13 protein-coding genes and 3 pseudogenes are annotated in these 16,992 nt (G+C 59.8%); 4 read left to right on the top strand and 12 right to left on the bottom strand.

Annotated features, from left to right (window positions below):
* The 10 genes and pseudogenes from KIP88_RS43285 to KIP88_RS43245 form a co-directional block, all read right to left on the bottom strand.
* The coding region (locus tag KIP88_RS43285; RefSeq protein ID WP_214494166.1) for an isocitrate lyase/phosphoenolpyruvate mutase family protein at positions 1–456 on the bottom strand (456 nt) is incomplete at its 3' end.
* Positions 457–621: 165 nt separating this feature from the next.
* Positions 622–2,004, bottom strand: a complete 1,383-nt coding sequence (locus tag KIP88_RS43280; protein ID WP_214494165.1) for a hypothetical protein — start codon at positions 2,002–2,004, stop codon at positions 622–624.
* A gap of 159 nt (positions 2,005–2,163) precedes the next feature.
* Entirely contained in the window at positions 2,164–2,421 is a 258-nt protein-coding gene (locus KIP88_RS48850; protein ID WP_214494168.1) for an SPASM domain-containing protein, read from the bottom strand.
* Positions 2,422–2,714: 293 nt separating this feature from the next.
* Positions 2,715–3,116, bottom strand: a pseudogene (locus tag KIP88_RS48845) (radical SAM protein); the annotation flags it as partial.
* A 369-nt stretch (positions 3,117–3,485) separates the two neighbouring features.
* Complete coding sequence (locus KIP88_RS43265) at positions 3,486–3,635, bottom strand: hypothetical protein (protein WP_214494164.1); 150 nt, start codon at positions 3,633–3,635, stop codon at positions 3,486–3,488.
* A gap of 258 nt (positions 3,636–3,893) precedes the next feature.
* Positions 3,894–5,290 (bottom strand): annotated as a pseudogene (locus KIP88_RS43260) (IS1380 family transposase).
* 338 nt (positions 5,291–5,628) lie between these two features.
* Positions 5,629–5,763, bottom strand: a complete 135-nt coding sequence (locus KIP88_RS48050; protein ID WP_283848584.1) for a hypothetical protein — start codon at positions 5,761–5,763, stop codon at positions 5,629–5,631.
* A 119-nt stretch (positions 5,764–5,882) separates the two neighbouring features.
* A complete protein-coding gene (locus KIP88_RS43255; protein WP_249791486.1) occupies positions 5,883–8,330 on the bottom strand; it encodes a CaiB/BaiF CoA-transferase family protein in 2,448 nt (815 codons plus the stop codon).
* Between the two features lie 607 nt (positions 8,331–8,937).
* Entirely contained in the window at positions 8,938–9,717 is a 780-nt protein-coding gene (locus KIP88_RS43250) for an SDR family NAD(P)-dependent oxidoreductase (protein ID WP_214494162.1), read from the bottom strand.
* Positions 9,718–10,356: 639 nt separating this feature from the next.
* Positions 10,357–11,643: an aminotransferase class I/II-fold pyridoxal phosphate-dependent enzyme gene (locus KIP88_RS43245; RefSeq protein ID WP_214494167.1), complete on the bottom strand. Its 1,287-nt coding sequence runs from the start codon at positions 11,641–11,643 to the stop codon at positions 10,357–10,359.
* 1,256 nt (positions 11,644–12,899) lie between these two features.
* On the opposite strand from KIP88_RS43245, the gene KIP88_RS43240 reads away from it, so the two are divergent.
* Both KIP88_RS43240 and KIP88_RS48840 read left to right on the top strand, forming a co-directional pair.
* Entirely contained in the window at positions 12,900–13,115 is a 216-nt protein-coding gene (locus KIP88_RS43240) for a hypothetical protein (protein WP_214494161.1), read from the top strand.
* A 379-nt stretch (positions 13,116–13,494) separates the two neighbouring features.
* Positions 13,495–13,710: pseudogene (locus KIP88_RS48840) on the top strand (hypothetical protein); the annotation flags it as partial.
* Between the two features lie 170 nt (positions 13,711–13,880).
* On the opposite strand, the gene KIP88_RS43230 reads toward KIP88_RS48840, so the two are convergent.
* Positions 13,881–14,177 carry a hypothetical protein gene (locus KIP88_RS43230; RefSeq protein ID WP_214494160.1) on the bottom strand — a complete coding sequence of 99 codons (297 nt, stop codon included), beginning with the start codon at positions 14,175–14,177 and terminating at the stop codon, positions 13,881–13,883.
* 219 nt (positions 14,178–14,396) lie between these two features.
* Between KIP88_RS43230 and KIP88_RS48835 the strand changes: the two genes are divergently transcribed.
* Together KIP88_RS48835 and KIP88_RS47445 are read left to right on the top strand one after the other, a co-directional pair.
* A complete protein-coding gene (locus KIP88_RS48835; RefSeq protein WP_374226598.1) occupies positions 14,397–14,561 on the top strand; it encodes a nitroreductase family protein in 165 nt (54 codons plus the stop codon).
* Positions 14,562–14,724: 163 nt separating this feature from the next.
* Entirely contained in the window at positions 14,725–15,018 is a 294-nt protein-coding gene (locus KIP88_RS47445) for a nitroreductase family protein (protein ID WP_308163794.1), read from the top strand.
* A 255-nt stretch (positions 15,019–15,273) separates the two neighbouring features.
* On the opposite strand, the gene KIP88_RS43220 is transcribed toward KIP88_RS47445, so the two are convergent.
* A complete protein-coding gene (locus KIP88_RS43220) occupies positions 15,274–16,677 on the bottom strand; it encodes an IS1380 family transposase (RefSeq protein WP_214494159.1) in 1,404 nt (467 codons plus the stop codon).
* Positions 16,678–16,992: the final 315 nt, after the last annotated feature.

Raw genomic sequence — 16,992 nt, 5'->3', positions numbered from 1 at the left:
CCCCTCTGGGCGATCTGGCAGGCGGCCATCGCTGGAAGAGATCTGGGTCGAGGCATAGGTAGTCGGCACGATGATAGTGGGGCAAGGCTGGCGCCATGCCTGCGTGAATGCCTTGACCTCGTCGGCATCACGTCTCTTCAAGTGAACGAGAATCGCGTCGGCATCAGCAAGGCGATAGCAGTTGCAGCGCTCAAGCGCGACTTCGAGCTCAAACCCGCAGACCATGGCCTCTGTACGCGCCACGACGACGAAGTCCGCCTCGCGGACATGATGCTCAATTGCCCGAATGCGTTTAAAGACTTCCATCGGATTGGCCAGCAAATGGGTGTGGCTGCGGAACGAGTTCATCTTTGGAAGTCTCTTGTCCACGACATAAATGCCGCCGGCGCCGACCAGCTCGATCTCGCGAGCGAAGCGCCGAGCGTTGTTGAAGTCACCGAAAGCCAGTGTCTCCATGGACGAGGAGCCGAACCCACGCCGCATCGGCCATGACCTGGACCGATGACACGACCTGCGACGACAATGCTTCATTCCAGTCCCGCAATTCCAGTCCCGAGCCCTATCGCCGCCGACATCGCAAACCCAGAAGCCCAGAGCGCGCCGAAGTTGACGCGACGACATTCATGCCGGAACCTTGTCGATAGCGGGTGATGCAGTAGCTTCACCTCGGTCCGTCGTAACCGCCGCCAGAAAGCGAGCGAAGAGCGAGATCGTCCGGGTGTGCGATTCGAGTGCGCTCTTGCCGCTGCGTCCCCCCAGCCAATCGTCAAACAGTCTTCTGCGGCCAGCGCCAAGGTCGGCGTTTCGGACGAGTGTGTCCCGCGCGGGATAGGACCTTTCCCGAAAGGCTGCGCGGCCGAGGAAACCGGCGTTCCGCCAAAGCGTGATGTGCGCATGCCTGGTCAATTGCGGATGACCTTCCGTGCCCAAGTGCGGGCGCTTCAGGATCCTGGCCTCGATCGCAGCGAAGGGACCGATATTCAGGCGGATGGTTTCGGACGCGTACCGCCCGTTCTTGTTGTAGACATTGGTCGGCAATTGCCGCCAGTTGCGCAGCGATACGCTGGTCTGCAGAAGATCGAGCCGGAAGAGACAGACGGTATCGCGGCTCCCCCGACGGCGTGCGGCTCCTGCCGAGACGAGGTCCGTCTCACCCCAGAACTGTGGACGCGGAAACAGTCCAGCGACTGGCGCGGAGCCGCGAAGCCTGTGCACCGGATCCGGGCCGATCTGCCTGACCTGGTCGGCGGCCGTCGCCCGGTGGACGTCCAGTTCGACTGCCAGGCTCCCGAAGTTGTCCTCATTGTGACCTAGGAGGCTGGAGAGAATGTCGACGTAGTGATAGCCGGAATGGCAAAGCATTCCGTAGCCGTACCGGTAAGGATGGTCTTCCCGGGACAGGATCTCCTCTTCCGTGTTCCACACTCCCTCGTGATGCTCGATCCCAATATAGGTAACCGGCGTGCCGAGATTACGGGAGGTGTGGCGCGCATACCGTCCAATCAGCTCGTAGACTGCATTGTAGCGGCGCGGCGCCATTACCACGCAACGGCCGCCAGTCCGATTGCAGATCTCCTTAAGCTCCGCCACCGCAGCAACCAGACGGTTCGGTGCAGGGAGTCCATTCGAACCCATGGGAAGAACAACGGGCTTGTCGACCAGGCAATCAAGGCCGAGTCCGAGGGCCGCGCGAAGGTAACCCAGATGGGCCTTCGGTTCGGTCGAGACGATTACCTTTGTGCCTAGACCTGCCACGGCCGTAAGGACGTCCTCCCCATGGCCGGAATACCAGATCCCCTGTCGCCGAAGATCGGGTACATATGAGATGCTCACCGGCTTGCATGCACGGGTCCGAAAGAAGGCATCCACATCATTTCGCGCGCTCTCGAGCTCGACGACATGGAAGCCCGATGTCCGGCCGCCGACGACGGCATCCTCGATCAGAGGAATGTACTTCGCCCGGGCATGGGGACCGAGTCCGACGAGTATGAGATCTTCTCTCATGTCTTCTGATACTCCCTCCTTCTGCCTCGATCAGAACTTCGGACACGATTAGGACAGACACGGGGGTCGAACCGGCAGCTTCCGACAAGGCGGGACGTTGCCTCCTCGAGCATCGAGAACCGCCGATGGGGAGACGGCTTCGGTTCGTTCGTCGCCGGGTCATGCGCAGGCAAGTGCACGGTTCTCGACATTCTTCAGGAGGGCTACCTGCGTCGGGCATTGGGCGCAGCCGCTGTTCGCCTGGTACTTCTTGAGAGCCGACGAGGTTCGCCAAGCAGTCTCTAGATCGAATCCCAGCGATCGGATGTTGCCGACGCGGAACTCCTGGCTTTCGGGATCCCCGACCACGTAGACGCAAGGATAGAGGTCGCCATTTGTAGAGAGGTAGCCCGAGGCAACACCACAATTGCATTCGATGTATTTAACGTTCGGCCGCGGCTTCGTCGTGTCAACGAAATCGGCGGCGGCAGTTCAAGGCGTGCCGAGGTCTGCGCAGCCATTGCGATCAGGGCTTCCTGCAGCTCTCTGATCTCCTCAGCTGAGCCCAAAAGCGCATCCTCGTTGTCGAGGGCGACACCTGAGGCGAACATCGGCATGATCTTGAAGGAGTCGACCCCGATCGACGACAGTAGCCGATAGGCGTCCAGCGCCTCACCGATGTTGTGCCGATTGGCGGTCATCCTAGCCTGCACCAAGGCCCCGCAATTGACTGCCTCAGACATCTGACGAAGTGCAGAGTCGTAAACGCCCGGCTTGCGGCGGAAGCGGTCCACGGTATCCTTCTTTGCACCGTCAAAGCTGAATTGGAAAACTAGCTTCTCTAGATCGTCGAAGATCGAGACGACATCAGGAATTGGCACCTGGCCGAGCCCCCCTGTGTTCAACTGGACGTGAAGGCCTCGCTTGTTCGCATGGGCCATCAAAGCTGCGGAGCGCGGAAACACGATTTTGAGAAGCGGCTCACCACCAGTTATCGTGATCTTTCTTAGGGAATATCTGTCGACGAGGAGATCGACGAAATTAGTTATCTCCTCGAGAGATAACTGTGATGGCTCCAGAAGTCTTTTGTATTGATCTCGATACTCTTCGGGAACATAGCAGTGGTCGCAATGAAGATTGCAGTAAAAAGATTACTGATTCTCATGTGGTCGAAGATAATGGGAAGCGGGTTGCCGAGTGACATGGCGTCCTCCTGATTTGTAGACCGAGGGCGAAGCAGGACTTGGGCCAGCTGAATGCAGTGGAACGCTACCAGCTTTTAGGGGCGCAATGTCGCGCTCCAAACAGCTTGGCGGGTTCTGGACATCGGGCGCGTTTGCTTTCAGACAGAAGCACGCCCCGCGCACGCCAAGCCGATTTACGAGTTCCAGACAAGCCGCCCCGTCCCCATGGGCGTCATCACCGCGGCATTGGTAGCGATGCGCATTTCATTTCCCAACCGTGGAAGACGCGCATCATTCGTCCGCACTGACCACAACACATCAGCTAATGAGCAAAACGCGGCCGGCAACCGCCGATTTGCGGGCATAGATCTTCTCCATGTACGCGCTATCGAACTGCAGCTTCTGATTGTCCTCGCACTTCTGCCAGCTGACGTAGCCAGTATGATTGTCGCGCAACAAACGATCCATTGCAGGACTTTGTGAAGCCGCTGACCTTGTGAGCGTCCTTCGACAATTTGTGTTCGCGACGACGACGTGAGATCCCTTCGCCGCCGCCTAGCCCGCATTTCTCACACGGCCAATTGATCTGCGACGGGTATTCGTGGATTGGCTGAAGGCGACGAGGATCGTGGCGCCGAAGGCGCTGGTGGCGATTTGGTTTTTTTGTGTGTCTGCGTTGGGCCTGGTTGATGATGCCGCCGATTGGGCGCGTGGCAGCGGCGCGTGTCAGGCCGGCGAGGCGCGGGCCTTGGTGGCTTTGGCCAGGCGGCGAGCCGCGCGGCCCCATTCTTCAGCGGCTGGGCAGGCCGAGGCCATGGCAATTTTGATGCGGCGGCAGGAGATGCGGACCAACGCCCCGATCTTCAAGAGCTTAAGCCTGATGGTGCCGCAGGTGGCGTCCGCAAAGGTGGTTTCAGCAAGGCCGATGCGCCGGAGGGCGCAAATCAGCACATAGGCCATCGAGGCGAACCACAGCCGCAGTTGGTTGGCGCGCATGGTCTGAGCCGAGGTGCGGTCGGCGTAGAGGTCGAGCTGACATTCCTTGATGCGGTTCTCCATGTCACCGCGCGCGCAATAGATGTCCTCATAGAGCTGCCGCGCTCCCGCCACGCTGCGCTTGAGCGAGGTGACGACGAAGTGCGGATTGGCCTCGCCTTGCGTCCACTCCGCCTTGGCGACGACGCGGCGCTCCTGGCTCCAGCTATCGAGCGTGCTCCACTGGAAGTCCTTGAAGCGACGCGCTGGGCGGCCGGTCTTCTCGGCCGCAGCTCTCGCCGCGGCAAGCTCCTCTTCGATCATGGCGACCAGGCGGGCGTTGCGGGCGAGCCCGAACAGGTAATCCACGCGGTTCTGCTCGCACCAAGCCATCAGCGTCTCTCGCGCAAAGCCCGAGTCCGCCCGCAGCACGATCCGCACGAACGGCCAGCGGGCGCGGATTTGCCGGACGATCCGCGCAACCTCCTCGACGCTGCCCGCACTGGCGTCGATGTCGGCGCGCCGGAGCTTGGCCGCCAGCAGATGCCGGCCGCAGAACACGTACAGCGGCAGATAGCAGTAGCAGTCGTAATAGCCGTGGAAGAAGCGTCCTCCTGATGCCCGTGCAGCGGGTCATCGGTGGCGTCGAGATCGAGGATGATCCGCTCCAGCGGTCGCTTATGCGCCTCCAGGAACAGCCTCACCGGCAGCGCCTCGATCGCCGCCGCGTCATAGCCGATCTTGTGATAGCGCGAAGGTTCCTCCTGGCTCAGTTCCAGTCGGTTCAGCGTCGACTTGCCGGCCACCGGTGCGCAGTCCTGCCGCCGCGCCGCAAGCTTGCCCGAAAGCACCGCCATCAGCGGATCGTGTCGCAGTTCGTCATGGTCGTTGAGATCTTCATAGCCGAGCGCGATGCCAAAGATCCGTTGCCCGACCAGCGTCCCGACCGCATGCTCGATCAAGTCCTGCCGGCGATGATCGCGAAAGCAATCCGCAAAGCGCCCCACCAGATCAATCGCGCGGTCGGTCGCGCCCAGAAGCAGGGCGCCTGAATCCGACGTCACCAGTCCAGCATCAAAGGCCGCTTCCACGATGCGGCCTTCCACCCTTCCAAAATCAAACTGCTCTGCGCTACACTCTGTCGGCATCGGGGTGCTCCTCGAATCATCGCAAAGTACTTCTCGCAAAAGAACTTTCGCTGATTCGGCTCCCCGATGCGCCTAACAGTGTGAGAAATGCGGGCTAGACCGGGTCTTCCCAGTTGAAGAGCGACAGCGGGAAATAATGGCCACAAATGGGCGTTGAGCAGCCAACTGCGGATCGGCGGTGATCACTAGGCATTCGATTTTGCTCTTTTTTCGGTGCGACGCACCGGCAATGGTGGCGTCGGATCATAAGATCGCCCCGCGAGGCGTCGAGCCAGCCCATTTCACTGCACCTCGATCGAATCTAGCCGAGTTCGTCTGCCTTAGGATTTGCCTATTGATCAATACATCGCGCTCTGCTTTTCGATCTCATCATGCAGCATGTACTGCAGGGCGGCCCGGATTGTCTGACCATTGTCGGCCACGACCACCCGCCGCAGGTCCACGGACTTCGAGGTCTCGAAACCTATTTGCATCGTCGCTCTTCTCATCGTGCCTGACAGGCGCTCTTCCTTCCGTCGTGAATCTCTGACCAGCTGGCTGGCCGATCTGCCAAGCCGGACGGGCCGTCAATCTAGGCCGTAGCGTCGATTTGTTAGCCTGACGACGTCTTCCTTGTTTTTGCGAGCTCCGCTTCGGAGAGCATCTTCGTGCCGATGATGCCCTCCCTCGCCAATTGTGCGATCCCGGCGTCGGAGAGCCCGAGAAGCCCTGACAGGATCTCTCTGTTATGTTGTCCGAGCGTCGGCGCCGCTGTGCGGATCGCATAGGGCCGTGTACCTTCGCGAATCGGCATCGAGGGCTGCGGATGCCAGCCAATGAAAGCGCGTTCGACTTCCTGCAGAAATGCGCGCGACCTGAGATGCCGGTCTTTGAGCAGGTCAATTGGCAACCGGGCCACGCCGGCAGCAACCTTTACGGCTTGCAGCTCAGACATGGCCTGATCCGCATCGCGGGTGAGCGTCCAGGATTCGATGCCTTTCTCGATCACATCCTCGACGCCGCGGCGACCTTCCGCAGATTTCAGCGATGCGTCAGTGGCCCAGTCTGGCCGGCCAATAAGGGTGGCAAGCCTCTGCCACATGTCCGCGTCGGTCGCGGCTACCATGATCCAGTTGTCCTCCCCCGCACATCGGAAGCAGCCATGCGGCACGAACTGCGGATGTCGATTGCCATACCTCGGGGGCGGCATACCGCCGATCGAGTGGACGGTGATCCATGGCGCCGCAAACTGCATCATGCATTCGATCTGCGCCAGATCAATGAACTGTCCCTGCCCGGTGTTGCGGGCGTGAGTCAGCGCAACCAGAACCGCAGCGCAGCCGTTCAACCCGCCGACGGCATCCCCGAACGCGATGTGGCTCATCACGGGTGGGTCGTCGGGGCTCCCGATCACGGTCGGCAACCCCGAGCCTTGCTCGAGAGTCGAGCCGTAGGCTCGGCAACTACGATGGACGCTGTTCCCGCCAAAGGCCGACATCGACATCATAACGAGCCGAGGATTGAGCGTTCTGAGCACGTCGTAGCCAAGCCCGAGCTTCGGCAGTACATCGACCGAATAATTGTTGACGACAATATCGGCTCCCGCCAGAAGGCGTTTGGCAAGCGCGAGGCCTTGCGGCCGCGTCAGGTCGAGTGTGATGGCGCGCTTGTTGCGGTTTGCCATGCAGAAGCGGATCGTCTTTTCATACATCTTGTCGTTCACGTAAGCAGGGCGCCGGTCAACGCCGCGCCACCAGTCCGGATACTGGATTGCTTCAATCTTGATGACATCCGCACCGAGATCAGCCAGTGTGCGCGTACACAACGGACCCGCCCAGCCCATCGAGAAGTCAATGACACGAATTCCCTGCAATGGCAGCCGGCCGGCCTCGATGCAGCCGGATGACCACGGTGCAGTGAGCGACAGGTGTGTTCGGATGTTGCCGAAAGCCTGCTGCTCGCCGGGAGCAGGAACTTTTCCGCCCTGGCGCGGCGGCGTGGATGTCAGCCGCTGCATCGAACCAGCGGTTAAGCCTTCTTCTTCGCCGCCAAGCAGAATTGGCACGATTGCGCCGCGCGCCTTCTTCTCCGCGTCCTGAAGCAGATCGGATATTTCGGGTACCGGGACGATCGGGATCTTGCGTTTCAGTCCCTCCGCAAACCACTCCTGCGCTGTCCGCGTCTTCAACCTCGGAATGAACTGTCGCTCGATCTGCTGCATGCGTTTCAGACGATCGGCGCCGAGGACCAGAGCCGGATCATCACGCAATTCGGATAGGCCGAGCATGTCGCAGAACGCGCTCCATTGTGCCGGAGTGATTGTCGTTACGCCAAGCCACCCTTTTTGGGTTTCGTAAATGCCGACCGGAAAGTTTGGCCAGAAGCGGTTAATGCCAATCCGGCGCATTAGGTCGCCGCACGTAAGCGCCTCGAACATCTGATACTCGCTAAGAGCAAGACTCGATTCGAAAATGCTGAGCGACCACGACCGCCCTGCCCCTCCCCGCATTTGCGCAACCGCCGAAGAAGCCGCGGCAATGAAGCCCCAGAGTCCGGCCAGGATACCTGTCTGGAAATCCGGAGCGTGCAATGGCGGGCCCTCGACCGGTCCAACCAGCTTGATGAGACCAGCGAGCGAGCGGACGGTCGAATCGGTTGCGGCGAATCCCGCATAGGGACCCTGGTGGCCGAACCAGCTCGCTTCGAGGTAGATCAATCGGGGGCGCCGCTGCCGGATCGCAGCGATGTCAATGGACGGGCAATCCGCGGGATCAACATCGCGTCCATCGACCAGAATGTCGCAATCCTCGATGAGTGATGTCAGCCGTGTGATCGCGTCGGGGTCGGCGCTATCTATGATTGCGCTTGACTTGTTGAAGTTGAGGAACGCGAACCACGCGCTCTGGCCACCGGGCGTGAGTGGCGCACTGCGGCGAATTGGATCGCCTGCTGGCGGCTCCACCTTCTGAACATCGGCGCCGAAATCAGCAAACAACCGCGCGCAATAGCTGGTTGCGGCCGAGCTACCGATCTCGACGACCCGCAGATGCGATAACACCATCAAGGGCTCCATTTTCCCAACCATGCCGATGCTCCGGAATATGAACTGCCACGCGACACGAGCTTGTCGCCACCGCAAGCGCGGCGCTGCTTACCAGGCACCGATACATAGGTGTTTGTGACTGGCGGGCGGTGGCGGCACTGGGATCCGGCGCAGATGCGCCTTGAGCGCCGCGTCTTCGTGGGATCGATGACGTGTCGATCCTCGAACAACCGAGATAATCGATACGGCCGTGCCGTTGGCAGTCTGCGCGGTTCGACAGATTGGCAGCTGCCTCCATCTTCCTTGCGAACGCCAAGCGGCACGTAAGCCTTCATGCCCACGCCGCCGGATTGGCTGGTCCGCCAGGCCGCGACAAAAGGAGTATGAAAGCCGAGCAGCGAGCGGCCGCCGCCGGTTGGCGTATCAGCTCCGGTCGCATTCATCTTCTCCATGCTCGACGCAACTTTGTGGCGTATCTATGTGGCCTGACAATCGAGGATTCCGCGAGCCACAGCGAGGCCAGCATTGTACCGTCGGCGGCCACAAGCTGGGATCACCGAGATCACGCACGGAGACCATAAAGGGACAGGTCAACGCGCCGCCCAAGGACCCGATATGCATCGACTTAGGCAGCGAACTCGCCGCCCGTGATATCGATGGTTGCACCGGTGATAAAGCCCGCCATCGGCGACGCCAAAAAGGCTGCGACGTGCGCCACCTCTTCAGCAGTTCCAAAACGGCCGACCGGAATCCGGCTGAGAGCGGAGCGGTTGACAGCGGCCTCTGGTGGCCCAGTCAGATCGCTGAGAACCCGCCCAGGAGCGATACAATTGACCGTAATACCGTGTGGAGCGAGATCCCGCGCAGCAGCGCGGGTTAATCCGACCAGTCCCGCCTTCGACGCTGCATAATGCGGCCCTGCGATGATTGGCATGGCGCGGCCCGCGAGTGATCCGACATTTATGATGCGTCCATAGCCTTTCGCAATCATTGCTGGTGCCAAGAGCCGCATGAGAATGAAGGGGCCGGTGAGATTGACATCGATAACCCGCGCCCATTCCTCGAGGGACGTCTGCGAAAGCCAAGGTGCATTCTGGTCCACGCGCTTGGGGGAGATGCCTGCATTGTTCACCAAAATCGCTATCTCGCCCCAACGTGCCCGGATGCGGTCAACAAATCCGTCCACCTCGTTGTGTCGCGTTACGTCGATCCTCTCAGCATGGACCCGATCGTCCGGACAGCCAAGAATGTCGAGCGCCCGCTCTACGTGTTCTGCCGTTGTCGCCACAAAAGCGACCTGATAGCCATCGGCCAAGAACCGGCGGACGATCTCCAGTCCAATCCCGCGTGCTCCTCCGGTCACTAGAGCAACGCGCTCCTCGCTGAGCTTTCCTGGTATCAGCATAATCGTCCAACCCTCGCAAATGGGATAACGAGCGAGCCCACAGCGCTAGGACGCACAGGAGGGCACGACTCAGGAGGAAATATCGTCGTTGTCGTTCCATATGCTGTAAACGGCACTGGGTTTCGCGCGCACCGGCCCCACAAATATTTGCGTGGACGACTTTGACTCCGCGGCAGTCGGACATGCGATCTGTTGCGATCGAGAATGCCAAACGTTCCGGCGCAAGGCGAAGCTTGAGCATTTTGTCGAGTTCGGCCGGCTTCAGCCGCGGCACAGGTTTTCCCGATCGCCGATTTGTGTGCATCGCCTTGGCTGGAACAAGCGGCGAAAGCAACATCGCGCACGGGCGTGATACTACTGCGAAGGCGTCGCGCCAATGTCCCGAATACGGGATATTCTCCTAGTGCACACTGACCGAAAATGAGCGCATACAGTCGGGCGTAGGAGCGCTCTGCGTGAGTATTCATCCTCGCGTAGGGATGCGTCGACGTTGGCCTAAACAGTCCGGAAAAACCTTCGAAGTTGAACAATGGACCGAAGGTTGACGAGCTTTCATCCTCCTTGTCCACATAAGGTGATTGCAACTTGGTCGCACCGGGCAGCTCCACGAATTCTCTCCACTGAATCGCTGTCATCACCTCAGGGGAGCGCCGATGCTATACTTGGCTTCGCGGCTGTGTCGGGTACCTGTTCTAAGATGCAGTCGCACAGCCGCTCTATATCGTGGACTTCATGATCGGCCGTAATGCACACCCGAATCCCGGCGCGTCCTTGCGCGACCGTCGGGAAGAACGTCACCGAAGTATAGAAGCCCGCATCGAGAAGCTCTCTTGCGATTGCAATCGCCTTGGCTTCCGATCCGATCGCGATCATCCTGATCGGAAATAAATTGCCTTGCTCCGCGGTTGCGACACGACAGTCAAAGACCTTGATCCGTTGCGCCAACCGCCTCTGCCGCTCGCCGAGTTCTGCCGAGCGGTGAATCTTGCACGAGCCAAGCGCCGCGCCAACCGCCGCCAGGTTGGGGGCCACCGAAAACGCATATGGAATGGAGTACCGTCGAAACAGAGCTTCGTGGTCCGCCGTTCCGAGCATCACCATGCCGCCTGATGCGCCGAATCCCTTGGCCAGCGAGGCTACTATGATCGTGCGGTCACCCAGCACTTGCGGGAACTGGGAGCGAGCAAATCCTTCGCCTTGGCGTCCGAACAGCGATATGCCGTGAGCATCGTCTATATAGAGAAAGAGCCCATAGCGTTCCTGGAGCTGACGTAGTTCTTTGACGGGTGCATTCCCTCCCATGGAGTAAACACCATCGCATACGTAGGCGACCACGGCATGTTCGCGGCACAAGCGTTCGAGAGCGTCGATGTCGTTGTGTGCAATCGTTTGCACCCGCGTTTCATCAGCGACCACCGGCTTGTGATAGGCGAGCGATATGTGTGCAAGGCGGTCGAACACGACAACCGGCTTTCTTCCACCCGTCAATTGGCCCGAAGCAAGGAGGGGCATCGCGCCTAGATTGGCGAGCATGACGGTGGAAAAGGCGAGCACGCGTGCGCAGAACATCTCCGACAGGGTTGCTTCAAGCTCTGCCAGAACATCGAAATTGAGTCGCGTTCGTGCGCATGACCAATGCAATGACCGATGCGCCTCGATCGCATCGATCGCGCCAGCAACGATCACGGGATGATTGTCAAGGCCCAGGTAAGAGCATCGCACGAAATCAATTATCTCCGGTCGACTGTCAAGTGGATCGGCGCCCAAAACAAAGGCGCGTCCGATCGTGGAACGTCCCTGGACGGCCATGAGCCCCGCCGTGTGGGCTGCATCGAAATACGGCCGGCTCTTATTGATCATGTAGGCGGTGTTCCGAAAATGTCCGGTCGGCCGACCATCACTAGAGAGCGGGCTCCGCTGTTGCATTTTCATTCTCCGTTCCATCTGCAAAAACGCTGCGCAGCCGACCGCTTAGATCGCTGCGCACGATAGGCGCCTTGACGACATCGGGCCGAACTGGAGGTTCTGTACAAATCTTACGGGCAGCTCGATTGGCGCCCCTTAGTCCAAAGTAACTAAACCACTGACGACGTCGCTTGAGCAGCTACCAAATCGGATAGGCTAGAGCGCGACAGAGTAGAGCAAGACGCGTCCATCTTGGGGCGCCTCGCTGTGGCGGTAGCCACGAACGAGATGGCCGGTCGTTTCGTGGCCTGACCGGCGCAGTCTCTTGTAGCTGTACCTTTGCGCCACGCAGGTCGGCCCGCGTCGCGCGGGTCTCACCATCGCAGAGGATTGCAAGATCAACGATGCAGCGCGATGAACCCGATCGGCGCGTTGGGTGGCGGGCGCATGCGTATTTTGAACCTCTGCCGTCGATGCTCGACCATCTTCTCACTGTAAGGGGCTTAGCCACGTTACTGCTGCGTCAATTCTATTAAGGTGCAAAACTCGCCGCAGCCAACTAACAATGTTAGTCATTGATCAAGATGACAGACGCATGGCAAAGGTTGGTTGACGACCGCCGAGAGGATCATACGCCACCTGCAAGGCACCGGTATGCAACACCCACAATCTGTTCTGGCCAACGGACTTGATCGATGCGCTGACCGTTGTCCGCAGAAATGCTGCGTCCTTAAATCTGCTCCATCAGCGATCTCTTCTTCCTGATGGAAGCGCATGACGGACTCTCCAGCGCGATCGCCGAGCGCGCAGTGTTCAAAGGCCCATGCGCATCGGCCTGTAACAGAAGGCTCAATGAGCGTGCCTTAATGTGCGGCCTGCTCCGATATCTGACTGGCTAAAATTTTCCGTTTGGATGACGTCAAAACCGCGATCGCGAGCTCAATCGTCTCTACATCTTTCGCCTCGGCCACCAACCGTCTTTCCGGCGCGTCACCATGGGAGGCATGGCTCCCTTAATGCCGGATGACGTCCGGATCCAAGCGCGTCCTGGCGAGGACATACACTCAAGCTAATATTCAAGCTCGGCACGAGCAGGCGACCGGCATCATCTTCCTCCATCTTCGGCGCGCCATCCATGTCCGATTGAAGACCCTGATGTTGGAAAGCGGACAAAAACGGCACGGCCATTCCACAGGGACGTTGGCAGGCAGGCGTGTTTTTCTCATCAAGCAAGGCTCGCGTCAGACAGTCGCTCGAGCGGCACGCCGATTGCTGGGATGAGGAAGACCAAATCGGTGCGGATCGTTCCGGGAGTTGCCGATGAAGCTTGCCCAATTTATTCTAATGGCGACGCGCGGTTTGTGCTTGGCAGTGCCGAAGCGGAGAACATCAATGTGGCGTTTACCGCGCACTTCACCGACAGGCAGATTGTTACAGCTTTCAAACAGAAAACCGGCCATAAAGCCCTGCCGAGCTCCGACGCAAGCGGTTAGTTTCGCAGACAGATCAGGCAGGCGCGCCGTTCCAGGTACTTCTCTCGGCCGAACACTCCTGCCCCGACAAAACCGGTTAGTGCGATGGTCTCGCAGTTCCAGACAGCCCCTTCACGTAGTTTTTGATCGGCACGTTATGCAGCAAGTTCGTGAACGGCGCGGAAGTCACCGAGCCACTGATCTTTGCTGCGAGAAGTGTGCTGCTCATATGAGATCGGCATGGCCTTGCCGTGGAATTCATATTCGATGGGGTCGATATTCGAGCGCGGTAAGTGAACCATCCTGCAGGCGGCTGACCCCTTTGAGAACAGCTACAGTATGTATTTGGGAGGTGTCGGTTAAGGAGCATGCCCCGTCGAAAGTCATGGAAGGTATGAACATGAAGCTAGTCGAACGTCCATCGTGCAGCCTCGCTGCGTCGACCGTCTTTGTTGGCAGGAACCGTCGTGGCAACTGGGTTGCCCGCGAACAGAACGGCACCTTTGGCGGTCTGTTCGTGAATCGCGCCCAAGCGTTCAAATACGCGTTGCTCGAGAATGGCCATCATCCAGAAACGATCATCGAGGTGCCGGGCGAAATCGAACTCGATATTCCCGACAAACCGAATGCACCAAGGGCGTGGCCTGATATGTCGGCTCGATTGAGGAGGGTCAAGTGGCTGAGCTTTGCTCCGCGTTCACAAGGAGCAAGATCGCCATACCATCACGCGATTATCCAGATTGCATGTGTGATCATAAAGGGCAGCGAGAACATGGAATCGACCTCTTAGTTAAGAGGACGCGGATTTGGTCGAGGCGCTACGCCCGCGACATACCTACCAAAAGGCAGCACGTCGTCGGTCTGACAGGCCAGAAGTAATAGCAGCGCTTTGCTTTCCCAGCTTTCGCCGTTCCTTAGCAGCAATCGCCTATCACCGTTGTGATGGATGCTCGCCAGGACGAACTCGCTATGAAAGGACGAAAGCTGCAGCAGATGTTTCCAATTGAAAGCGGGTGTCAGTGCCACCGCGGCCTTCTTCGGACCTGTCGGCGAAACTTCGGTCAGATAGAGCAGGCTCTGCACGTCTCCAACAACGTTCGTCTGCTTGGCCGAGTGGGTTACATACCCAACTGAAGCGTGGGAATCACGACAGCCAATCAGGACATCCTCGCTGACTACAAATCACCGACGTTCAAGACTACAATCCGCGCGGACCGGTTCTATGATGGGTTCACCTTCTGATTATTTCATCGACACCGCAGGCGGGCGCCGCCCGGTGCCAAGAGGACGAAAGAGAGGAGAATGAACGTTCGAGAGCCGGCCATCCAGATCCGTGCACCCGCACATCTCGCGGACCAGATATTCATCGATCGATGGTCGCCGCGTAGGTTCACCGAGCATCAGATCCCGGAAGGAGTTCTGAATACCTTCTTTGAGGCCGCTCAGTGGGCGCCGTCGGCTTTTTAATTCCCAACCACGGCGCTTTCTCTGTGCCTTGTACGGTCAGCCAGAATTCGCAGATTTCTTACCCCTTTGATCGAGTTCAACCAGGTTGGGCGCGACACGCGGCGGCGCTGATCTACCTGCTGTCGAGGAATGACCTTACGCCACCCGGGAAGACCGAGCCGCAATTCTCGCGGACGCATTCCTTCGACACGGTGCCGCTCGGGCCAACTTTGCCAACCAGGCAAGGGCCGCAGGTTGGGCCGCATACAGCATGAGTGGATTTGACGTGGAGAAGGCACGCAGCGTCCTCAAGGTGCCCGAGGGCTTTGCGGTCGAGGTGGCGATCGCTGTTGGAACGCAAGGCGCGACGGCGCACACCTACCGATTGGCCTGTTGCAGCGTGAAGAGCCGAGCGGCCGTTCACGCCGGTCGGTGCTTTTGTGCCTGCGGCCTGTTTCCCGAACGATTCAGGAGCTGACGGATGACCCGCACAACCCCACAGCGGCGGCCTCGACGCCCTCGATCGGCTCTAGCCCGGATATCTCACACACCCGGGGTTTGTAAGCCCGGGACTTGGTGCCGGACAGCATTTTGTCGCTGGGTGGCTGTCAGGTGAGCCAGTAGGCTCGCTGAAAGCGAGTCTTGGCTCGACGGTACACGGCATGAGGGTGAAGGCGGGCGAGCGGCAGCGTCGCTGGACCAACAACGGTTATGTAGGAGAGGCACGCGCGGCTCAGCAGGTGTCGGCGGCAGCCGCGACAAGGGCGCGATGCGCGGTCGCAAATGTAGCCTTGTAGGGACAGCCGGACGCCATGGCGAATTTGATGCGGCGAACGCTGATGGTGACCAGCGCGCCGATCTTGAGCAGCTTGCGGCGGATGGTGCCGCAGGCGGCGTCGGCCAGTTCGGTCGCCTGCAGGGCGATGCGACGTAGGCCCTCAAGCAGCACGTAAGCCATCGAGGCGAACCACAGCCGCAACTGATTGGCCTTCATGGTGGCGGTGGAGGTGCGATCGGCGAACAGGTCCATCTGGCATTCTTTGATGCGGTTTTCCATCTCGCCGCGGGCACAATAGACCGCTTCGTAGAGATGCCGGCCGTCACCATCGGCGTCGGTCAGCGAGGTGACGATGAACCGTGGATTGGCCTCGCCCTTGGTCCACTCGGCTTTGGCGATGACCCGTCGCTTGCGGCTCCAGCTCTTGTGGGTCGTCCAGATCAGCTCCTTGAAGCGGCGCGCGGCTTGCCCCGTCGTTTGGCTCTCGGCGCGCGCCTCGGCCAACTCGGCCCCGATCGCCCGGGCGAGGCGCACGTTCCTGGCCAGCCCGAAGATGAAGTCGACCCCATTAGCTTCGCACCAGCTCATCAGCGCATCGCGCGCAAAGCCTGAATCGGCGCGCAGGATGATGCGCGTTTGCGGCCAGCGTGCCCGGATCTGCGCCACGATCCGCGAAACCTCCTCGACCGAACCCGCCGCGGCATCGATGTTGGCGGGCCGCAGCTTCGCCGCCAGCAAATGACGGCCGCAGAAGATGTACAGCGGCAGATAGCAGTAGCTGTCGTAGTAGCCGTGAAAGAACCGCCCCTCCTGATGCCCGTGCAGCGGATCGTCCGTGGCGTCGAGATCAAGGATGATTTCCCCGGGCGCCGTCTTGTGCGCCTCCTGGAACAGCGTGACAAACAACGCTTCAATCGCCGCCGGATTGTGCGCGATCTTATGGTAACGCGTCGCCACCTCACGGCTCAGCTCCAGCCGGTTGAGCGTCGACTTGCCGGCCACCGGCGCACAATCCGTTCGGCCTGCTTGCAGCTTACCCGCCAGCACCGCCATCACCGGATCGTGCCGCAGTTCGTCGTGGTCGTTGAGGTCCTCGTAACCGAGCGCAATCCCGAATATCCGCTGCCCGACCAGCGTCGGCACAAGATGCTCGACAAGTTCGGGCCGCCGCCGATCGATGAAGCATTCGGCAAACCGGCCAACCAGCCCGATCGCCCGATCCGCCGCGCCCAACAGCAAAGCCCCGGCATCTGAGGTGATCGCTCCACCGTCAAATCCCGTCACCACGGCGCGGCCCTCCACAGGGCCAAACTCAAACAGTTCAGCGCGAACCGGTTCTGCGCTACACTCTGTCGGCATCGGGGCGCTCCTCGAATCGTCCGAAAGTCCTTCTCGCAAAAGAACTTTCGCTGATTCGGCGCCCCGATGCGCCTAAGGCTGTGAGATATCCGGGCTAGCAGTTTGCTGAAAAACCCAAGGATTTGAGTCTTTTTTGTCTCGGTGAACGCCGTCGATCAAGTTTCAGGTGGTGTGTTCGCCAGCTCGAGGCATTTTTTTTTGCGTGAGGGCGGTGTTGCCGCCCGGTACGGCTACGCTGCAAGCAGTTTGGGAATGCGGATCAGGTTATAGGCGATCAGATTGAGCAGGAAGTCGGCGGCGACGCGAGCGATGCCG

The sequence above is a fragment of the Bradyrhizobium sp. SRL28 genome, from assembly GCF_018596315.1.
GTDB lineage: Bacteria > Pseudomonadota > Alphaproteobacteria > Rhizobiales > Xanthobacteraceae > Bradyrhizobium.
The sequence above is the reverse complement of the archived record's forward strand: the minus strand, read 5'-3'. Positions and strand labels throughout refer to the sequence as shown.